Annotated in this window: 17 protein-coding genes and 1 tRNA gene; 10 read left to right on the top strand and 8 right to left on the bottom strand. The window is 70.5% G+C overall.

What is annotated here, in order from left to right; translation table 11 throughout:
• From K4G22_RS13320 to K4G22_RS13305, 4 genes are all read right to left on the bottom strand, one after another.
• The gene (locus K4G22_RS13320; protein ID WP_228080440.1) at positions 1 to 1,620 is read right to left on the bottom strand and encodes a mobilization protein; all 1,620 of its coding nucleotides are present in this window, start codon (positions 1,618 to 1,620) and stop codon (positions 1 to 3) included.
• Entirely contained in the window at positions 1,617 to 2,228 is a 612-nt protein-coding gene (gene mobC / locus K4G22_RS13315; RefSeq protein ID WP_228080439.1) for a plasmid mobilization relaxosome protein MobC, read from the bottom strand. The genes K4G22_RS13320 and mobC overlap by 4 nt, the downstream gene beginning before the upstream one ends.
• A 2-nt stretch (positions 2,229 to 2,230) precedes the next feature.
• On the bottom strand, positions 2,231 to 2,953 hold the full coding sequence (locus K4G22_RS13310) for a DUF2637 domain-containing protein (RefSeq protein WP_228080438.1): 723 nt from the start codon (positions 2,951 to 2,953) through the stop codon (positions 2,231 to 2,233).
• 230 nt (positions 2,954 to 3,183) lie between these two features.
• The gene (locus K4G22_RS13305) at positions 3,184 to 4,329 is read right to left on the bottom strand and encodes a DUF3631 domain-containing protein (protein ID WP_228080437.1); all 1,146 of its coding nucleotides are present in this window, start codon (positions 4,327 to 4,329) and stop codon (positions 3,184 to 3,186) included.
• Positions 4,330 to 4,917: 588 nt separating this feature from the next.
• Here K4G22_RS13305 and K4G22_RS13300 point away from each other — a divergent pair.
• From K4G22_RS13300 to K4G22_RS13290, 3 genes are all read left to right on the top strand, one after another.
• Positions 4,918 to 5,133 carry an excisionase family DNA-binding protein gene (locus tag K4G22_RS13300; protein WP_228080436.1) on the top strand — a complete coding sequence of 72 codons (216 nt, stop codon included), beginning with the start codon at positions 4,918 to 4,920 and terminating at the stop codon, positions 5,131 to 5,133.
• On the top strand, positions 5,133 to 6,254 hold the full coding sequence (locus K4G22_RS13295) for a tyrosine-type recombinase/integrase (RefSeq protein WP_228080435.1): 1,122 nt from the start codon (positions 5,133 to 5,135) through the stop codon (positions 6,252 to 6,254). Before K4G22_RS13300 ends, K4G22_RS13295 begins: the two co-directional genes overlap by 1 nt.
• Positions 6,255 to 6,349: 95 nt before the next feature.
• On the top strand, positions 6,350 to 7,465 hold the full coding sequence (locus K4G22_RS13290) for a hypothetical protein (RefSeq protein WP_228080428.1): 1,116 nt from the start codon (positions 6,350 to 6,352) through the stop codon (positions 7,463 to 7,465).
• 335 nt (positions 7,466 to 7,800) lie between these two features.
• Here K4G22_RS13290 and K4G22_RS13285 read toward each other — a convergent pair.
• Positions 7,801 to 7,874, bottom strand: a tRNA-Gly gene (locus tag K4G22_RS13285).
• A 140-nt stretch (positions 7,875 to 8,014) separates the two neighbouring features.
• Between K4G22_RS13285 and K4G22_RS13280 the strand changes: the two genes are divergently transcribed.
• Positions 8,015 to 8,212 (top strand): hypothetical protein, encoded by a 198-nt coding sequence (locus K4G22_RS13280; protein ID WP_228080426.1) that lies wholly within the window; start codon positions 8,015 to 8,017, stop codon positions 8,210 to 8,212.
• On the opposite strand, the gene dcd is transcribed toward K4G22_RS13280, so the two are convergent.
• From dcd to K4G22_RS13265, 3 genes are all read right to left on the bottom strand, one after another.
• Positions 8,180 to 8,755: a dCTP deaminase gene (gene dcd / locus K4G22_RS13275; RefSeq protein ID WP_228080424.1), complete on the bottom strand. Its 576-nt coding sequence runs from the start codon at positions 8,753 to 8,755 to the stop codon at positions 8,180 to 8,182. The two genes, K4G22_RS13280 and dcd, sit on opposite strands and share 33 nt — an antisense overlap.
• A gap of 29 nt (positions 8,756 to 8,784) precedes the next feature.
• Positions 8,785 to 9,645: a Yip1 family protein gene (locus tag K4G22_RS13270; RefSeq protein ID WP_228080422.1), complete on the bottom strand. Its 861-nt coding sequence runs from the start codon at positions 9,643 to 9,645 to the stop codon at positions 8,785 to 8,787.
• Between the two features lie 74 nt (positions 9,646 to 9,719).
• Complete coding sequence (locus K4G22_RS13265) at positions 9,720 to 11,987, bottom strand: (Fe-S)-binding protein (RefSeq protein WP_228080421.1); 2,268 nt, start codon at positions 11,985 to 11,987, stop codon at positions 9,720 to 9,722.
• Positions 11,988 to 12,203: 216 nt separating this feature from the next.
• Between K4G22_RS13265 and K4G22_RS13260 the strand changes: the two genes are divergently transcribed.
• The 6 genes from K4G22_RS13260 (at position 12,204) to K4G22_RS13235 (ending at position 16,697) form a co-directional block, all read left to right on the top strand.
• Complete coding sequence (locus K4G22_RS13260) at positions 12,204 to 12,923, top strand: NADPH-dependent FMN reductase (protein WP_228080419.1); 720 nt, start codon at positions 12,204 to 12,206, stop codon at positions 12,921 to 12,923.
• Between the two features lie 117 nt (positions 12,924 to 13,040).
• Positions 13,041 to 14,594, top strand: coding sequence for a DHA2 family efflux MFS transporter permease subunit (locus K4G22_RS13255; protein WP_228080417.1), 1,554 nt, complete (start codon positions 13,041 to 13,043; stop codon positions 14,592 to 14,594).
• A 92-nt stretch (positions 14,595 to 14,686) separates the two neighbouring features.
• Entirely contained in the window at positions 14,687 to 14,845 is a 159-nt protein-coding gene (locus K4G22_RS13250; RefSeq protein ID WP_228080415.1) for a hypothetical protein, read from the top strand.
• Positions 14,842 to 15,213 (top strand): DUF488 domain-containing protein, encoded by a 372-nt coding sequence (locus K4G22_RS13245; protein WP_228080413.1) that lies wholly within the window; start codon positions 14,842 to 14,844, stop codon positions 15,211 to 15,213. The genes K4G22_RS13250 and K4G22_RS13245 overlap by 4 nt, the downstream gene beginning before the upstream one ends.
• 72 nt (positions 15,214 to 15,285) lie before the next feature.
• The gene (locus K4G22_RS13240) at positions 15,286 to 15,930 is read left to right on the top strand and encodes an NADPH-dependent F420 reductase (protein WP_228080411.1); all 645 of its coding nucleotides are present in this window, start codon (positions 15,286 to 15,288) and stop codon (positions 15,928 to 15,930) included.
• An 11-nt stretch (positions 15,931 to 15,941) separates the two neighbouring features.
• The gene (locus K4G22_RS13235; RefSeq protein ID WP_228080409.1) at positions 15,942 to 16,697 is read left to right on the top strand and encodes a peptidoglycan recognition protein family protein; all 756 of its coding nucleotides are present in this window, start codon (positions 15,942 to 15,944) and stop codon (positions 16,695 to 16,697) included.
• Positions 16,698 to 16,701 lie beyond the last annotated feature (4 nt).

The raw sequence follows: 16,701 nt of genomic DNA, 5'->3' as shown, positions 1-16,701 counted from the left end.
TTAGCGGTGGCGTCGTGCCTGTCGAGGCGCGGCGGTGGGATGCGGGCGGGTGGACGTTGCGGAGGCGGTCAGGCGTTGGATGCGCCAGATCAGAAGGCGTGCGGGGGCGTGCGCGTTGTCTAGGGGGCGCTGGTGGGTGGCCTGCCGCAGGAGACGGTCAAGTTCGTGGCCGGCGGCTTCGGCGGTGGAAAGCGCGGCGCTGAGGTGCGGGAACGCGGGATCGTCGATGATCTGCTGGGCGTGAGCCGGGAGGGTGCGGCGGAGGTAGTGGAGGTGCCGGGCGTGCGTGTCGGCTTGGGGCCACGGGTGGTGCGCGACGCCCAGGGGAGGCGCTTCGGTGGCCTGGCGGTAGGCGGCGTGGAGATGAACGAGGGTCTGGTGCGCGGCGGCGGCCTGCTGGTCGTGCCGGCGTGACCGGTGCCAGTGGTGGGCCGCGATGACGGCGATGATGAGTGCGTCGACGAGCATGGCGAAGGTTGCGTCGCCCCGAGGCGGGGGCGGTTGGCGCAGCAAGGCGCGGATGGTTGTGCGCAGGGCGCGAGCCTGGTCGTGCTGGGCCCTGATGCGGGAGCGCGTGGCGCGTTCGAAGGCCGCTGCGGCGGACTGGAGTTGGGCCCGAAGGATGGGCGGAGCCAGGAGGGGCAGCAGGTCGAGGGTCTCGCCGAGGGCGTTGATGTGGGCTTGGGCTGCCGGATCGGGGGCGTGGTGGAGATGGTGCGGGATGCCTTCGATGGCGTCGGCTGTGCGGTGCCAGGAGGCCGGGGCGTGGAATGACGCTGCGGGGAGGCGTTGGCGGATGCGGGGCCAGGAGAGGTCCTCGGCGAGGGTGGAACCGGCGTACCAGACGGGTTCGCCGGCAGCATTGGTGTCGCCTCGCAGCGCGGCCTTGTAGCCACGAATGTCGCCCGAGGGCAGGCGATGGAGTTCGACGAGGACATCGGGGGTGTGGGCCAGCAGCGCGAGGAACTCCTCGGGGCTGCTGGCCGCGGCGACGGCCGTGCGAATGAGGGTGCGGAGGCACTCGCGGGCGGTGCCCGTGTGGCCCGCGCGGTGGGCCTTCTCGCGTTCGGCACGAGTGGGACGCGAGGCGGCGGTGCGGTCGCCACGTGGGACGCGCCGCAGCGCGTAGTCGATCTCGATCCGGGCGAGTTCACGGTCGGCGGTGAGGTAGTCGTTCCAGTGCCGGGCCGGCCGCAGGTCGCCGCGCACGGTCGTGGCCGCGATGTGGATGTGGTCGTCGGCGTGGCGGACGGCAACCCAGCGGCAGCCGTCCGGATCACCTTCGGGAGCGATGCCGGTGACGGCCACGACGCGGCGTGCGATGTCAGCCCACTCGGCGTCGGTGAGGTGGTGGTCCTGTGGCGCGGCACGGATCGAGCAGTGCCACACGTGGCGGCTCGGAGCCCGCTGTCCGGCCTGGTGAACGCGCAGGTCGAGGGCGTTGACCAGCTGCTTCCTTACGGCGGTGGCAGTGGCGCTGTTGGTGCGGCCCGGATCGGGGGCGAAGCCCTCCCAGGAGGCGACCAGGTGCGGGTCGGTGTGTTCGTTGGCCCGCCCAGGGCCGTACAGGTAGGCGATCAGCTTCCCCGTGTTGCCGCCACGGGTGATCTTCGCGATCACGAGGCCGTCGGCCTTCCGGTCGCGGTGCGGTGCGCGGCCGAATCGAGCGCCGCGATCGTGGAGTGGACGGTCTCCAGGAGACGCTGGGCGCGGGAGAGGACGACCGCGTCCACAGGCTGGGGATCGGCCTGGGAGTTCAACGCGCGGGCGATCTGGTTGACATTGCCCCCAAGCCGTGCGACCTGCCCGCGCAACGCGGCCAACTCGTCGATCAGGTCATCCACCGCCGTGCGCTGCCCCGGCAGCGCCAACTCGCCGTCCAGATAGGCCATCACCGCCGCGCCCACCAGATGGGCACCCGCGATGTTCAACGACCGGGCCCGCGCCAGGATCGCCTGCTTCTCCGCCACGCTGTACCGGACATCCACCCGTTCCGCCCGCCGCACGGGCTCACGCCGGCGACGCCGAGCGACCCGCCGCAGCGCCGCCTCCTCCGCGGCACGCCGCGACAGACTCGCCCCCTCCCCCTCGGGCGCCCCCCGGCGCCCGCCCTCCTCCGCCACCCCCGGGGCGGAGGACTCCCCGTTGGACCGGCCCTTGGACGGTCCAACGGGATACCTTGCTCCGCCGTCGGTGGTGGCGGGTGGGCGTTGGTGGTGTGCGGCCATGGTCAGTTTCCTGAGGTGGGGCGGGTGGTGTGGAGGTGGTGGAGGGCTTCCTTGATGCGTTGGTTGCCGGCAGAAAGGCCGGCGGCCTCGATGGCGGTGCGGGCCATGGCGCGGGTGATGTGGTCGGTGTGGGGGTGGGCGGCGGCGATGGTGGTGGCGAGGTGGGGGATGGAGGCGTCGGCGCGGCGGCCTGGGCGGCGGGGCCGGTTCGTTTCGGCCGGGGCCGGCCGAGTGGGGGGTGTCGGTTGGCCGGTTGGGGATGGGCCGGCCGGTTCGGCCGGAATGGAGGGTGATGCGGCGGGTGGGTGGCTGTGGCGGTTGATGAGGATGTGAAGGTGGGTCGCGCCGGCGAGGGCGAGGGGCGCGATGGCGGAGAGGATGGCGACGGTGGTGTCGTCGAGGCGGAGGGTGGTGGTGCCGGGTTGGTTGAGGTTGATGGCGTGTCGGCAGTTGGCCCAGATGCTGGCGGTGGTGGCGGCGATGAACAGCGTCCAGCCGTAGAGGCGGGGGCGGACGGGCGCGGTGCGTAGGACGAGGAGGGCGCGGACGCCGTAGGCGATGAAGCCGTCGATCACGATGGGGAAGAGGTAGGTCAACGGCGGTCGGATGTGGGCGGCCAGCGCCATCTGAACGAGGGCGTCGTAGGAGAGGGCGCACCCGACGAGGCCGAGGCCGATGATGGCGTAGCGGTCCCGGCGGGTGGCGGTGGGTGTGTTGGCGTTCATGGGTCCTCGGGGTGGTGCGTGGGGTGCCGTCTTGGCCGTCTTGCCGTTGCTCTCGCAGGTCAGGGTGGGTACGGCCGTGGCGGGTTGTGGTGCCCGGGACGGATGGGTATCCGTCTCAGGACGGGGTGCCGTCCCGTCGACTCCCCGTCTGAGCTGGGCTTTTGGGGTGGGGACGGCTGGGACGGCAGAAGACGGGTGCCTGGCGGGTGGCTGGTCCGCTTGGCCCGGGTTCAGGTGGTAGGCGCGGTCGCGTCGAGGGGGTGGATGGTGGGGCAGTAGCGGCGCCAGGCGTCGGTGAACTTGGCGCGGGTGTAGCCCTTGCGCTGGGTGTGGTCGGGCATCCGGACGTTGCCGGAGCGAATGTCGTAGTCGCGCAGCAGCCTGGCGAGGGCGCGGGCGGTGAGGCCGGTGCGGGTGTGCTCGCCCCAGGGCGCCTCGGGGTCGCTGTTGAGGGCGAAGAGGAGTTGGTCGGTGCTGAGGCAGTCGGGGTCGCCGGCGGCGGCGAAGACGCGGCGGACGTCGGCCAACAGGCGGGCGTTGTCGGGGTGATCCGCTTCGGCGCGTGCCTCGTCGGCGACCATCCGCGCGCAGGCGGCGCGGGCGCGGGCCGGCCAGGGGCCGCCGGCGAGGTCGGCGACGATGATCAGAGGTTCCCAGGTGTCGGCGGCGCGGTCCTCGACTGGCATCTGGGGTTCCAGGCGCAGGGCGTGGGCGGTCAACGGGTGCGCCCAAGCGGCGACCCGGTCGCGGATGGCGCGCAGGCGGGGGCTGTCTCGCTTGGTGCGGTAGGGACTGACGCGTTCGCCGTCGGCGCGGCGGCGCATCCGGATCACGATCGACCGGTCCATGACCGTGTCGGGCAGCTCGCCGATGCCGGCGAGCGCGGCCATCGCGAAGGTGGGGAAGTGGTGCGGGGTGTGATCGTTGCCGATCACGCGCAGCACGTAACGGCCGCGTTGGTGACCGGCGTTGAGCAGACCGCGCATCTCTTCGTTCTTCTCGGCCACCCTGGGGGTGCCGAAGAGGGTGTCGGCCTCGTCCACCAGGAGCGTGGGTGGTTCCTCGGTGATGGAACGGAAGACGGCGGCCGGTGTGGAGTTGACGGTGATGACCGGGGCGTGGACGGTCTCGGTCAGCACGTCCAGCAGCCGGGACTTGCCACAGCGCTTCGCCGGGCCGACGACGGCCAGGCGTGGCGCGTGCTGCCACGCGGCCTGGAGGTGGGTGGCGGCGACCCACAGTGCGGTGGCGTCCAGGGCGTGGTGGTGGGGTGGGATGACGAAGCGGGCGATGGCGTCGCGGAGTTCGTCCAGGAGGGCGGCACCCGGCGACGGCGGGGCGTCGTGCTGGGTTGGTTGGGCGGTATTCTCGGTCATGGAAGATCCTCGCTCGGCGGTTTCGGGAGGCAACCCGATGCGCCGTGGGTGACTGTCCTGGGATGGGCGGTTGAAGGTATTCCGGCTTCAGGCCCCCGGTGTTCGTAGCACCGGGGGCTTTCTGCACGGGCATTACTACCCCCAAAACCACTGCACCGCCAAACAGTTGCGATGGGCCATGCTGGGAGGCGACCCGGAACAGCTTGGAATAACCGCATTCGACCCTGCCGTCGGCGCTCTTTCTTGGAGCGGCCGTGAAACGGATGCTAGATTCCGACGCCCCCTGAGACGAAGGGCGTTGACCCACCATGCACCCCGCCTCTCTTTCCTCGCGGACCGTGAGCCGAAGAGCGCTAGCCGGCGACCACGTTCTTGCCTGACCTGCGGGCACGCCCGCACGCCCGCTCGGCCACGGTGCTACGAACACCGTGAGCCGACACGGCTTGACGCCAACCGATACCCGCCCATCCCGCATCTGCCACTTCAGCGGTCGGCTTTACCTTGCGCCCGCTGAGAGGAGACCCATGACTTCTTGCCGCACCACATCCATGCCTTTTTCACGTTCCTTCGCTGAGGAGGTGGTGTCGCGTGGCTGAGCGAATGCTGAACGTCGCCCAGGCCGCCGAGATGCTCGGCACCACCGAGCGTTTCCCGCGCCGGCTGATAGCCGAGCGCCGCATCAGGTTCGTCCGAGTCGGGCGCCATGTGCGCATTCCGGAGAGTGCGTTGAGCGATTTCATCGCGCACCACACCGTTGAACCGATTCGCCGCCCGGAGCGATTCCGGTACCGGAGGGCCGCCTGATGCCGGGCCGCAAGCCGCGTAAGCGGCGCTTCGGCAGTGTGCGGAAGCTCCCCTCCGGCCGCTTCCAGGCGCGGTACACCGCACCAGACGGGTTGATCCGCAAGGCGCCTGACACCTTCCCGAGCAAGACGGACGCCGACCTCTGGCTGTCCGAGACCGAGGTGGATATCGCCCGGGGCGCCTGGACCGATCCGCACGCGGGTGAGGTCCCCTTCGGCGAGTTCGCGACGCGCTGGGTCGGCGAACGCGGCCTCGCCGCCACATCCGCCGAGCTGTATCGGCGTTTGCTGCGCGTCCATCTCCTGCCGACGTTCGCGGAGGTGCTCGTGAACGAGATCACTCCGGCAGCCGTGCGTACCTGGCGTGCGGCGCGTTTGGAGACGACCGGCGCCACGACGGTAGCCAAGGCGTACCGGCTGCTGAAGGCCATCATGGAGACAGCTGTCGAGGACGACATGATTCGGCGCAATCCGTGCCGCATCAAGGGCGCAGGCCAGGAGTCAGCGGCGGAACGGCCGATCGCCACCGTCGACCAGGTCCTCGACCTCGCCGACCACGTTGGGCCCCGCTGGCGCCTGATGGTCCTGCTGGCCGCCTTCGCCTCCCTTCGCCCCGAGGAACTGGCGGAACTCCGACGCGGCGACGTCGACGTGGAGCAGGGTGTGGTGCGGGTCCGGCGGGCGGCGCCCGAGCTGACGACGGGGCGTCGGGTGGTCGGCGACCTCAAGTCGCGAGCGGGACGGCGGGAGATCGTGTTGCCGAGCTTTGTCCACCTCGACGTCCGTCGCCACCTGGAGTGGTTCGCGCAGAAGGAAGACGACGGCCTGCTCTTCGTCGGCGAGCGCGGGGCGCCGTTTCGCCGCTCGACGTTCGGCCGCCGCTGGCGACGAGCGCGGGCCGGCGTCGGCCTGCCTGAAAGCTTCCGCTTCTACGACCTGCGGCACACCGGCAACACTCTCGCCGCCGACACCGGTGCCAAGCTCAAGGACCTGATGGTTCGCGCCGGCCAGTCCTCCACTCGGGCGCAGCTCTTCTATCAGCACTCCACCGAACGCCATCAGCGGAAGATCGCCGACGGTATTGACGCCGAGGTCCGCAGGCGCTCCGACGGGCGCACCTGACCAGGCGTGGATGTGGGGTGATCCGGGATGCGGTCCGTGGGGCCGCATCCCTGATTCGCGTCCCGACGGACGGGCGATTGCTGCACGATGAAGGGGTGACGTACTGGGTGACGGTGGAAGTGGGGACCCCCGAGGGGGTCGTGGGGCTTGATGAGCTCCAGCGGGAGGGTGCGGCATCGCTGCTGGCCAAGGGGCTGGAGTCGGTGGAGGCGATCGACGGACCCGACGGGGTCGAGGTGGAGGTTGCCGACTGCTTCGTGGGCGCACACCCGGAGGGTGTGCTCCTCGGGGTGTCCGTGGACGCGCCTGCCCTGGAGTTCGCGGAGGACGCCGTGCGGGCGGTTGTGACTGACCTGTTGGAGCAGAACGAGCCGCTGGCCGAGTGGCAGATCTCCAAGTGCGCGGTCGACCTGCATCCCGAACTCGCTCAGCGGAGCCTGGAGGCGGCGGGTGGAGAGGACGCTCCGCCCGCTGACCCGAAGGAGCGGGCGCGGCGCCACGCGGAGGCCCGTAAGCCGGTCCATACTCCCCAGCTTGACCCGGCGGAGATCGAAGCGATGCGCGGCAAGATCTGTGGACTCGCTCCCCGTCTGAAGGCGTTTCCCGTGGAGTGCTTCGGTTACTCCGACGATGAGGAGGAGCGGATCGTCAGCCGGGATGACGCCGAACTGGCCGCGGGCGCCTTGGTGTACGCCTCGGAGATCCTGGTGGATGAGCTGTTCCAGGATGTGGTGATGCTGCATGAGGAGAGCGGGACCAGCGTCGCGGACAGCGACGGCGTGTTCATGGTGCTGGAGCAGCTGCCCCCGGCGTACGCCCACCTGTACACGGCGCTGTTCGCCAAGCGGCTCACCGTTGCTGCCGTGTCGATGATCGAGAAGTTCACGCGCACCGACCACGCCGAGCTGAGCTGTGTCGCGGAGGAACTGCTGCTGCGGCTGCTGCTCGACGAGGCACTTGTCGTGGTGGACATCAACGGCCTGCTGAGCGAGGAGATCAAGGTCGCCTGGGAGTGCTTCGCCAATCAGGTGTATGAGGACACGGACCACGAGTGGCTGTATCAGCCGGCGATGGACGGAATCGACGAGGAACCCAGCCTGGCCCATCTGGGTACCGCCCCGATGGGAGTGAAGGACTGGTTCACTCCATTCGACGACCGGGGCTATGTGCATCCGTTCGCCGCTGCGGAGGCTGATGGCGACGCGACGTGAGGGCGTTCTCCGGTGTCCCGCTCTGGCACGGATCTGGCACGGCCTCTGGAGTGGTGCGGCCAGGAGGGGTCTTCCTGATGCTCGGGACGCTGGGCACCCGGCGTTGTCCGGGTATGTCTCTGTGTATACCGCTATGCGGCGCGGGCGAATGTGGTACACGTCATGCAACATGCGTCTCGCGAAATGGATATCAGCGGTGTCCGACGGTCACGCACGAGCCATAAGTGTGGCTACCCGGGCGCCCAGGAGCTTCATTTGGCACGGATCTGGCACGCGGCCCCATGCCGGCCTCGCTCAGCAAACAACCCCCAGGTCGCTGACCTGGGGGTTTGAGATGGAGCGGGCGACGAGAATCGAACTCGCGCTCTGAGCTTGGGAAGCTCATGTTCTACCATTAAACTACGCCCGCTTGAGCGGCTTGAGGGCCGTTCGTGGGGTACAGGTTACCTCATCTCCTCGGGGGGTGGGGTGTCGGAGTGCCGGCGTGGGGGTGTCGGTGTGGTCGCTTAGAGTGGTCTTCGTTGTCAAGAGGCAGGGGAGAAGGCCACGTTGTCTGGTGTCGGCGCCGTTACCGTTGTTCGTTGTGTTGAGGGGCATGTGTTCAGCGCCGCTCGGTTTCCGATGCGGCAGTTGGGGAGCGACCGGATCGGGCCTGGGCGGTTGGTGAGGTGTCCGCGGTGTGCGCGGTTGCGGAGTGTGGTGCCCGTGCGGAGGTCAGATCTCGGTGCGGTGGAAGTTGAGGTATGAGCGCGAGGGGGTGGGCCCGCGTTGGCCCTGGTAGCGGGAGCCTGTCGCGCCGGAGCCGTAGGGGCGCTCGGCCGGTGACGTCAGCTGGAAGACGCAGAGTTGGCCGATCTTCATTCCGGGCCAGAGCTTGATCGGCAGGGTGGCCACATTGGACAGCTCCAGCGTGACATGGCCGGAGAAGCCCGGGTCGATGAAGCCCGCAGTGGAGTGGGTGAGCAGGCCGAGGCGGCCGAGGGAGCTCTTGCCCTCCAGCCGGGAGGCGAGGTTCTCCGGGAGGGTGATCATCTCGTAGGTGGAGGCCAGGACGAACTCGCCCGGGTGGAGGATGAAGGGCTCGTCGCCCTTGGGCTCGATCATCCTCGTCAGGTCCGGCTGTTCCACCGACGGGTCGATATGCGGGTAGCGGTGGTTCTCGAACACCCGGAAGTAGCGGTCGAGTCGGACGTCGATGCTGGAGGGTTGGATCATCGTCGGTTCGAATGGCTCGATCCGCACGCGGCCAGCATCGATTTCGGCCCGGATGTCCTTGTCTGACAGAAGCACCCCCCGAGGTTACCGGAGGGGTTGGTGGGTCAGAGGGTGCCCAGCTTGATCAGCATGAGCAGGCCCAGGAGTTGGATGCTGGAGGCGCCGAGGGCCCGGGGCCAGGCGATCTCGTGGGATCGGCTGACCATCATGGTGAACAGCAGCCCCGCGTAGAGCCAGGTGGCCCAGCCGAGGACCTGGACGATGGGGTCGCCGCCGCCCAGGAAGAGGGCCAGCGCCAGCCGCGGGATGTCCGTCAGCGTCATGATCAGCATGGCCAGACCGGCCGTCGGGGCCCACAGCCCGTTGCCGCCGAGTTGGCGCGCCAGGTTGTGGGTCACGGTGCTGAGGACCAGCGCGCCCAGCACCATCGCCACGCCGGTGAAGAGCAGGTAGGGGATCAGGCTGGAGATGGTGGTGTCGAGGATGGTGTCGCGGGAGTCGTCGAGCCCGAAGACCGCGATCAGTCCGTAGAGGAAGCTGACGATCAGTGCGGGCCACCACATCGGGTAGTCGCGCATCGTCCAGAAGGTGCCGCTGGGGCGGAAGACGATGCCCAGCAGCAGTTGACGCCAGGGCAGCGGGTCGGCGGGCGGGGGCCCGGGCGGAGCGCCGTCGCCGTAACCGCCGTCGGCGTACCCGTCGTTGCCGCCCTCGCCGGGCCCGTCGTCGCCGTAGCCGCCGTACCCCTGCCGGCCGTACCCGTCGTCCTGGTACGCGCCGTCGCCGTAGTCGCCGTGACGGTAACCGTCCGGCGGGTACGGGCCGTTGCCCGGCGGTGCGCCTCCGTACGGGCCAGGCCCGGGATATGACTGTCCGTCATATCCCGGCTGGGGGCCCTGACCCTGTGGGTAGGGGTGGGAGCCCTGTGGGTACTGGTTGTCGCGCTTCCTTCGGAATCCGGCCACGCCTAGAACGTACCTTCTTCCGGAGCCACCGGCGCCCCCGGTCTCCGGGATGGCCGGCCGCCGGTCGGCCGGCGTCAACTTCCGGTCGGCTGCGACTCCGGCGAAGGCGAGGACGGTGGCGAGGACGGCGGCGAGGACGAGGGGGAAGGCGACGGCGACGGCTCGGCGGCCCCGTCGGCGCTCGGGGTCCGCACGGAGTCCAGCAGCAGCTGGGCCACGTCCACCACCCGCAGCTCCTCCTTGGCCTGCTGGTCGTTCTTCTTGCCGTTGACGGAGTCGCTGAGCATCACCAGGCAGAACGGGCAGGCGGTGGAGATGATGTCCGGGTCCAGGGCGAGGGCCTCGTCCACGCGTTCGTCGTTGACGCGCTTCCCGATGCGCTCCTCCATCCACATCCGGGCGCCGCCGGCGCCGCAGCAGAAGCCCCGCTCCTTGTGGCGGTGCATCTCCTCGTTGCGCAGCCCCGGGACCCTGCCGATGATCTCGCGCGGCGGGGTGTAGACCTTGTTGTGCCGGCCCAGGTAGCACGGGTCGTGGTACGTGATCAGGCCGTCCACCGGGGTGACCGGGACCAGCTTGTTCTCGTCCACCAGGTGTTGCAGCAGCTGGGTGTGGTGGATGACCTCGAACTCGCCGCCCAGCTGCGGGTACTCGTTGGCGATGGTGTTGAAGCAGTGCGGGCAGGTGGCGACGATCTTCCGCGCCTTGGCCGCCTTGAGCGACTCGACGTTCTGCTCGCCCAGCTGCTGGAAGAGGAACTCGTTGCCAAGGCGGCGCGGGGAGTCCCCCGTGCAGGCCTCGTCGCCGCCCATGATGGCGAACTTCACGCCGGCGATGTGCAGCAGCTCGGCGAACGCCTTGGTGGTCTTCTTGGCGCGGTCCTCCAGGGCGCCGGCGCAGCCGACCCAGTAGAGGTACTCGACCTCGGTGAGGTCCTCGACGTCCTTGCCGACGACCGGGACCTCGAAGTCGACCTCCTTGGTCCACTCCAGGCGCTTCTTCTTGGCCATGCCCCAGGGGTTGCCCTTGCGCTCCAGGTTCTTGAGCATGGTGCCGGCCTCGCTGGGGAACGCCGACTCGATCATCACCTGGTAGCGGCGCATGTCCACGATGTGGTCGATGTGCTCGATGTCCACCGGGCACTGCTCGACGCAGGCGCCGCAGGTGGTGCAGGACCAGAGCACGTCCGGGTCGATCACGCCGTGCTGCTCGGCGGTGCCGATCAGCGGGCGTTCGTTCTCGGCCACGGCGGGCACGCCGTCGTCGGTGGTGGTGGCCACGGGGTCGGGGGCGGCGCCGGGCAGCAGGTAGGGGGCCTTGGCGTGCGCGTGGTCGCGCAGCGACATGATCAACAGCTTGGGGGAGAGCGGCTTCCCGGTGTTCCAGGCGGGGCACTGGGACTGGCAGCGCCCGCACTCCGTGCAGGTGGAGAAGTCCAGCAGGCCCTTCCAGGAGAAGTGCTCCACCTGGGAGACGCCGAACTGGGTGTCCTCGCCGCCCTCGTCGTCGAAGACCGTCTCGAAGTCGATGGGCTTGCCGGCCGACGTCATGGGCAGCAGCGCGCCGAGCGCGGGGGCGCCCTCGGCGTCGCGCTTGAACCAGATGTTGGGGAAGGCGAGGAAGCGGTGCCAGGCGACGCCCATGGCGGTGTTGAGGCCGATGGTGATCGCCCAGGTCATGCTGACGCCGATCTTGATCAGCGCGACCAGGTAGACGATGTTCTGGAGCGCGCCCGTTGACAGCCCGTCGAAGGCGGCGACCAGCGGGTACGAGACGAAGTACGCCGCGCGGTAGCCGTCGACGTGGTGCAGCGCGCCCTCCAGGCCGCGCAGCAGCAGGATCGCCGCGCCGATGGTGAGGATGACGTACTCGACGAAGTACGCCTGCCAGGAGGTGGAGCCGGTGAACCGGGACTTGCGCCCCGGGCGGCTGGGCAGGCTGAGCAGCCGGATCACGATCAGCGTGCCGATGCCGAGCACCGTCATCAGCGCCATGAACTCGATGTACATCTCGTAGGGCACGAAGGTGCCGAGCACCGGGAGCGTCCAGTCGGCCTGGAAGAGCTGGCCGTACGCCTGGACGATGGTGAGGATCAGGGTGAGGAACCCGATCGCGACGAACCAGTGCGCGACGCCGACGACCGCCCAGCGGTTCATCCTGGTGTGGCCGAGGAACTCCTTGGCCAGGGTGAGGGTGCGGGCCACCGGGTTGTCGGTGCGCAGCCCCTGGGGGACCGGCTGCCCCAGGCGCAGCTGGCGGACGATCTGTGCGATCGCCCGGCTGAACAGCGCGATGGCGACCGCGGTGAGCGTCAACGAGATGACGATCGCGGCGAGTTGCATGGTGGCTCCTCGTACCTGCGGAAGGGCGGGCGGCGAAGGCTAGACGATAGCCCAGGGGCATCCTACTGAGCGGTAACTCAATTGGCTAACGGTCCTGGTGTCGGGCCGGTCCGGCGGGTGATTCGCGGGTTCCCCGGCGCCATGGGTTGACTTCAAGTGTTCTTGAAGTTCCAACCTGGTCTCCGTACCTCACCAGCGGAGCCCAGGAGGCCGACCATGTCCACCGCCCCCACCATCGAAGGCGTCGACGACAGCACGGTTCGCGGCGGTGTCGCGGCCGAAGGGCCCCGGAGCGCGAGCGGGCACGCCGAGGCGTCGGCCGGGGGTGCGGGGCCCGTGCGGGTGGCCGTGATCCTCGGCAGCCTCAGGGAGGGCCGCTTCGGTTCCACCGTCGCCGGCTGGGTGGCCGAGCGGCTGCTGAGCCGGGGCGCCGAACGGGGCGACGTCGCGGTCGACGTGCTGGACGTCGCCGAGGTGCCGCTCGGGCTCGACATGGCCGCGCCGTCCGCCGAGTCCGCTCCCGGGGCCGCCGGGGCCGCCGGGGCGCTGGCGGACGTGGCCGGACGGCTGGCCGCGGCCGACGCGTTCGTGGTGATCACCCCGGAGTACAACCACAGTTTCCCGGCCGCGCTGAAGAACCTCATCGACTGGCACTTCACGGAGTGGCAGGCCAAGCCGGTCTCGTTCGTCTCCTACGGGGGGCTCGGCGGTGGGCTGCGCGCCGTGGAGCAGTTGCGCGGGGTCTTCGCCGAGCTGCACGCGGTGACCATCCGGCGTGGTGTCAGCTTCCACCACCCCTGGAACTGGTTCGACGACGCCGGGCGTCCGGCCGAGGCGGAGAGCAACGAGCGCGCGATGGCGGGGGTCATCGACCAGCTGGTCTGGTGGGCCACCGCGTTGCGCTCGGCGCGCGGCGCGACGCCCTACGAGCCCTGACGCGTGGCGCCGCCACGGCGGCGACGCCCGGCCCCACGCCCACCCCGCAGCGAGCGCCCACCCCACCGAGAGCGCCGAGAGCGCCCACCCCGCCGAGAGAGTCGAGAAGAGTGCGCCATGTCCGTGCCGTCCCGTCCGCCCGCCCCGTCCGCCGAGCCCGGAGGGGCCCCTCGTGCCGCGCCGCGTTCGCCCGTGGCCATAGCCCTGGTGGCCGCGCTCGCCTCGTTCACCATCGTGCTGGACACCACCATCGTCAACGTCGCGCTGACCGCGCTGTCCCGTGAGTTCGACGCGACGCTCGCCACCATCCAGTGGGTGACCTCGGCCTATGTGCTGGCGCTCGCCTCGGTGATCCCGGCCGCGCCGTGGGCGATGGCGCGGTTCGGCGCCAAGCGGGTGTACCTCGGCGCCCTGGGGCTCTTCGCGTTCGGCTCCGGGCTCGCCGGCGCGGCCTGGAGCGCGGAGTCGCTGATCGCGTTCCGCGCCCTCCAGGGTCTTGGCGGCGGCCTGATCACGCCGGTGGGGATGTCGCTCGTCCTGCGGGCCGCCGCCGCGAGCGGGGGTGGACAGGGGAAGCTGATGAGCATCTCGGGGCTGTCCATCCTGGTGGCGCCCGCGCTGGGCCCGGTGCTGGGCGGCTGGCTGGTGGACGATGTGTCGTGGCGGTGGATGTTCCTGGTCAACGTGCCGGTCGTCGCGCTGGCGATGACCCTGGTGCTGTGGATCTTCCCCACCGATCCGCCGAGCAGGGGGAGCCGTCTCGACGTTCCCGGTCTGTTGCTGCTCTCGCCCGGGTTCGCCGTGTTGATCTACGGCCTGACCAGGGCGAGCGAGGGCGAGGGGGGCTTCGCCGCGCCCGGCACCCTGCTGCCGATCGGCGTTGGCGCGGTGCTGGTGCTGGTGTTCGTGCGGCGGGGGCTGACGTCGAGGAGGCCGCTGATCAACCTGCGGCTGCTGACGCACCGGCCGTTGGCGGTGGGGATGTTGACGCTCGTTCCGTTTGTGATGGGTTACTTCGGGGCGATGTTGCTGACGCCGATGTACTTCCAGCTGGTGCGGGGCGCGAGCGTGCTGGAGTCCGGGCTGATGACGATCCAGCTGGGGCTGGCGGCCGGGATCACCATGCAGCTGACCGGGCGGCTGTCCGACCGGGTGGCGCCGCGCTGGATCGTGCTGCCGGGGGTGCTGATCGTGGCCGCGGCGCTGGGCTGGTTCACCGTCCTGGTGGGCGGTCGGCCGTCGGACGGGGAGCTGCGGCTGGCGCTCGGGGTCCTGGGGGTCGGCGTGGGCATGACGATGATGCCGACCATCACGGCGGCCACCCGTTCCGCCAGGGGCCCCGACGTGCCGGCGGCCTCCACGCTGCTGAACATCGGCAACCAGCTGGCGGTGGCCGTGGGCGCGGCGGTGTTCGCCGTGCTGCTGACCAGCAACCTCGCGAGCCGGGAGGGCACGGCTGCGGCCTTCCAGCACACCTATCTCTGGGCGACGGTGATGGTGCTGGCCGCCTCGGTGCCGGCGGCGCTGCTCTCCGGGCGGCCCCCGACCCGACCGGGCGAAGGGCGGCCGGCGGCCGGCCCCGACGACGCCCTCGCCTCGGCTGGGCCGAATGACGTCCTGCCCGCCGCCCGATCGGAGGAAGCCGGCGGGGTCGGGTCCCAAATCCGATAAGTCGCCCGGGGGGACGGACACCATGGGCGGGCGGCCGGCGCTGGACCCCGGCCGCCCGTTCGCCGGAAGGGTGCACCGAGGTGGCTGTCCAGATGACCCCGCAACAGCGTTTCTGGTGGTGGCTCCTGCTGGCCCTCGGCGTGCTGCTGGCGGTCGGCGCCGGCGCCGTCCTCATGACCTCGCCCGGGGTGGGCGGGGCCGCCGGCCAACACGGGGCCGGGTCCTTCGACACGGAGTGGAGGCCGATGTGATTCGACTGCGGCGGGTGTACGAGGAGCCCGAGCGGGACGACGGGGTCCGGGTGCTGGTGGACCGGATCTGGCCGCGGGGGGTGAAGAAGGACGAGCTGCCGCTGGACGAGTGGCCCAAGGAGCTGACGCCATCGCCCGAGCTGCGCCGCTGGTACCACGGCCCGGACGGCGACTTCGACGAGTTCCGCCGCAGATATCTGGCGGAGCTGACGGCCGACGAGCCGAACGCGGCGCTCACCAGGCTGCACGAGCTGGACCGGGCGGGGCGCACCGTCACCCTGCTGACGTCGGCCAAGGACCCGGAGCACGGCCACCCGGCGGTGCTGGCCGAACGGCTCGACGAGATGCGGGACGGCAAGGGGAGTTGACGGCGGGCGGCCCGGGCCCCCGCGGGTCCCGGCCGAGATGCGGGGGTGGGGGTCACGTGCTGGCATGAAGGGGTGATTGTCACCATTGTGGGTGCGGGCGCCATGGCCCGCGGGATAGGGACCAGGGCGCTCGCCGGCGGGCACACCGTTCGGATCGTCGACCACTCGCCGCCGAAGGCCGCCGACCTCGCCGACCAGTTGCGGCGCGGCGTGCCCGAAGGGGATGTGGCGGCGTCCGACGCGATCGCCGTCGAGGACGCCGACCTGGTGGTGCTGGCGGTGCCGTATCCGGCGGGGCTGGCGGTCGCGGCCGAGTACGGCACCGCGCTCACCGGGGCGGTGCTGGTGGACATCAGCAACCCGGTGGACTTCGCCACCTTCGACGGGCTCGTGGTGCCGGCCGGCACCTCGGCCGCCGAGCGGATCGCCGCCGAGGCCGCACCGGGGGTGCCGGTGGTGAAGGCGTTCAACACCACCTTCGCCACCACGCTGCTCAGCGGACAGGTCGCCGGGCTCCCGTTGGACGTGCTGATCGCGGGGGACGACGAGGACGCCAAGGCCCGGGTGGCCGAACTCGCCACGTCCGGCGGGCTGATCCCCAGGGACGTGGGCCCGCTGCGGCGGGCCAGGGAGTTGGAGGCCTTCCAGTTCCTCCATATGGCCGCCCAGGAGCGGCTGGGGCTGAACTGGTCGAGCGCCGTCAAGATCCTCTCCTGAGGCGGGGCGCCATGTCCGCACAGTCCACCCAGCGGTTCGCCCTCCTCGCCGCGGTGCTGCCCATCGCCCTCGTGGTGACCTGGGACGCGCCGCCGCCGCTGCCCCAGGGAGACGCCACCGGGCCCAGACGTCCGCTGCCCGCCGTGGAGCGGCCCGCGCCCGCGCCCGAGGTGGTGACCCGGGCGGAGTGGGGCGCCGACGAGGAGCTGAACACTGAGCCCGTCACCTACACGGGGCCCTCGCGTGCGGTGTTCATCCATCACACCAACCATCCGGACGACTATGACTGCGCCGATGCGCCGGAGATGCTGCGTTCGATGCACACCGACCATGTGAGCGCCCAGGGCTGGGACGACATCGGCTACAACTTCGTGGTGGACAAGTGCGGCACCGTCTACGAGGGGCGGGGCGGGGGCAAGGACCGCTATGTGCTGGGGGCGCACACCACCGGCTTCAACATGGACAGCGTGGGCATCGCCGCGCTCGGCGCCTTCACCGACCCGGCGGCCGTGCCGGGGGAGCTGATCACGGCGATCGCCGAGGTCGCGGCGTGGAAGCTGCGGCCGGGCACCGATCCGCGCGAGCGGGTCCGGATGGTGTCGACCAACGACGACAGCAGGGTGCCGGAGGGCGATCCGGCGGAGTTGGAGGTGGTGTCGGGCCACCGGGACATCGTCCAGACGGACTGTCCAGGCGACGCGCTCTACGCCCAACTGCCCGATATCCGGGAGGAGGCGGCCCGGCTGCGGGTCGCCGGTGGGCGGTGAGCTG

It is taken from the genome of Streptomyces profundus (assembly GCF_020740535.1).
GTDB lineage: Bacteria > Actinomycetota > Actinomycetes > Streptomycetales > Streptomycetaceae > Streptomyces > Streptomyces profundus.
This window is presented reverse-complemented; position numbering and strand designations above follow the sequence as displayed.

Bases quoted from the DNA above. Each gene is read 5' to 3' on its own strand.
- mobC (WP_228080439.1), bottom strand. From the start codon at position 2,228: ATGGCCGCACACCACCAACGCCCACCCGCCACCACCGACGGCGGAGCA.
- K4G22_RS13310 (WP_228080438.1), bottom strand. From the start codon at position 2,953: ATGAACGCCAACACACCCACCGCCACCCGCCGGGACCGCTACGCCATC.
- K4G22_RS13305 (WP_228080437.1), bottom strand. From the start codon at position 4,329: ATGACCGAGAATACCGCCCAACCAACCCAGCACGACGCCCCGCCGTCG.
- K4G22_RS13295 (WP_228080435.1), top strand. From the start codon at position 5,133: ATGCCGGGCCGCAAGCCGCGTAAGCGGCGCTTCGGCAGTGTGCGGAAG.
- K4G22_RS13265 (WP_228080421.1), bottom strand. From the start codon at position 11,987: ATGCAACTCGCCGCGATCGTCATCTCGTTGACGCTCACCGCGGTCGCC.
- K4G22_RS13260 (WP_228080419.1), top strand. From the start codon at position 12,204: ATGTCCACCGCCCCCACCATCGAAGGCGTCGACGACAGCACGGTTCGC.
- K4G22_RS13255 (WP_228080417.1), top strand. From the start codon at position 13,041: ATGTCCGTGCCGTCCCGTCCGCCCGCCCCGTCCGCCGAGCCCGGAGGG.
- K4G22_RS13250 (WP_228080415.1), top strand. From the start codon at position 14,687: ATGACCCCGCAACAGCGTTTCTGGTGGTGGCTCCTGCTGGCCCTCGGC.
- K4G22_RS13235 (WP_228080409.1), top strand. From the start codon at position 15,942: ATGTCCGCACAGTCCACCCAGCGGTTCGCCCTCCTCGCCGCGGTGCTG.